Consider the following 1,795-nt stretch of genomic DNA (forward strand, 5'->3'; position numbering starts at 1 on the left):
CGGCAGTGAAACCTGTCAACTCTACAGATGCCTTAGTCGAAACTTTAACGCCTGTACCTAAATTATTTAGTGCTTCAGCTGCAGCTTTTGCATCCATAGCTGATATATCTGTTGCCGTAGATGTGCCATTAGGGCCGCTTAGTACAATGTTACTAGCGCCTGTTGCAACACCATATGCTGTTCCTGCCGCCGCAGCAGCACCAAATACACTGCCTGCACCTGTTTTTTGATTCTGACCAATTGAACCTGATGACACATCACCAATCGATACAGAAATAGTTTCGTTAGCATTCGAACCTACTTGGAATTTCTGAGTACCATAACTACCATTGAGCAGCTTTTGCCCGCCGAAAGAAGTTGTATCAGCAATACGGGTTAACTCTGTTTGTAGCGCGCCTATTTCTTTTTGCATTGACTCACGGTCTTCTGCTGAGTTAGAACCGTTAGCAGATTGTAATGACAGATCACGCATACGTTGCAGAATGTTAGTGGATTCCTGCATTGCACCCTCTGCTGTTTGTGCAATAGAGATACCATCATTAGCATTACGCATAGCAACGTCAAGACCGTTGATTTGGCTTGTCATACGGTTAGAAATTTGTAGGCCCGCGGCATCATCTTTAGCGCCATTGATACGCAAACCTGAAGATAAGCGCTCCATGGACGTTTTCAAACCATTGTTTGCACTGGTAAGGTTCTTTTGTGAATTCATTGAAGTCACGTTGGTGTTTACTGAAATAGCCATAAAATATATCCTCTTTACCTGACGTTACGTTAGTGCCTGTCTTGCTGTAATGACGTTAAGCCAGGCCAATCTCATGGGTTACATTCAGTTTAACGGCAGTACTTTGGCTTACTTTAATTTTTTTATTTAAATAATTGAAAAAATATATCAATTAGAAATCATCACAATGAATTAACTGATTGTAACCAACCGATTACCGAGGAATAAAAAGAAAAGAGGAAAGAAATAAGCTAAGAGCAGTGCAAATTCTTATTAGTAGTCTGTGATTATATTGCTTGTTCAAAAAAATCAAATTAACAGCATGAAACGCGGAAAAAAATAACTATGCCCAAGTACATCGTCTAAACAAAATTTTAGATAGATACTTGGGCATTAAGCTCATTGTCTATTACTTAGCTTAAGGATTAGCCCAGTAATGATAACGCTACTTGGGGTAATTGATTTGCTTGTGCCAACATAGCAGAAGACGTTTGAGATAAAATCTGTTGCTTGGTCATTTGTGCCGTTTCTTTAGCAAAGTCAACGTCCTGAATACGGCTACGGGCATCCGCTACGTTAGTTTGCACGTTACCTAAGTTATTAATAGTAAAACTCATACGATTCTGTGCCGCGCCTAAATCAGCACGCTGAGAGTCAATACCTGCAATCGCGGAATCAATTATAGCTATAGCATCCTGTGCACCGGACGCTGTACCAATATCCATATCTTTTACTGAAGCCAATGTTGACGCAGTTCCCGTACCAGTAATTGCCCCAGAGGTACCTGTCACAGTAAACGCAGCACTTGAAGAGAATTTCAACTCAGAGTTTACAACCACACCGCCTGCATCAACAGTATCTGATGCACCTGCAACTCCATTGGTAACCGTTGCCATTGTTAAGGTGCCACCTGCAGGGCCTACAGCCTTAATCCCTGCAACTCCATCCGCTGAAATACTCAGTTTATTAGTGCTTGAATCATAGGAAGCAGAATAGCCATCCTTTCCAATAGCAGTAGCTAAATCCTTCATACTTCCGTTAAATTTGCTTAAATCGTAAGACGTAGTACCA

At 41.3% G+C, this 1,795-nt stretch carries 1 protein-coding gene and 1 pseudogene; both read right to left on the bottom strand.

Going from position 1 to position 1,795, the window contains the following annotated elements:
• Positions 1–745 (bottom strand): annotated as a pseudogene (locus L5M10_RS23735) (flagellin); the annotation flags it as partial.
• Between the two features lie 404 nt (positions 746–1,149).
• Positions 1,150–1,795, bottom strand: a 646-nt coding sequence (locus L5M10_RS23740; protein WP_263187184.1) for a flagellin, incomplete at its 5' end; no start/stop codon positions are given.

Origin of the sequence: Shewanella sp. SM32 (genome assembly GCF_025654235.1) — a bacterium.
Taxonomy (GTDB): domain Bacteria; phylum Pseudomonadota; class Gammaproteobacteria; order Enterobacterales; family Shewanellaceae; genus Shewanella; species Shewanella oncorhynchi.